This window comes from Dellaglioa sp. CoH-57-MRSF-21 (genome assembly GCF_056781915.1).
In genome coordinates, this window is sequence record NZ_JBXAXU010000015.1 from 1 (window position 1) to 458 (window position 458).

Annotated in this window: 1 protein-coding gene; it reads right to left on the reverse strand. The window is 50.2% G+C overall.

Features of this window, described 5'->3' with window-relative positions:
- On the reverse strand, positions 1-363 hold a 363-nt coding region (locus tag AC1RPQ_RS07615; protein ID WP_481762205.1), incomplete at its 3' end, for a hypothetical protein.
- Between the last annotated feature and the right edge of the window lie 95 nt (positions 364-458).

Below are 458 nucleotides of genomic sequence, written 5' to 3' on the forward strand. Positions count from 1 at the left end.
GTATTGGACTACTGCTTGCGAAGAAACCGAGTTAATCGATGCCGTAACTGTATTTGATCCCACATATCCAAGCGCCGCCACATTGGACAACTGCTGAGGAATCGGGGTCCATGTAGTTAAATCTGCCGACGTAGCAATACCAGTGCTACCGCCTGACATAGTAGCCCAATAGGTCGATCCGTCGTACACCGGATTTGTTGCTTTTGCTGCTCCGTAGTACAACGTTGTCCCCGTGTTGAATCTCGCGCCGAATCCTAGTGTGATACCACCAGCTTGCCAAGCATGATTGACTGTGATGCCTGTGTTTAGATATCCAAATGTTTGATCTGCTGCCGCTCCCCATGCAGCCGTTGAATATGACATTGACTGGAATGCACCTATGGGACGCAATGAGAAACCGTTTACGCCAGTTACACTAGGAATCGCTACGGTTGTCTTACGTGTCGGCGCAGCAGGGG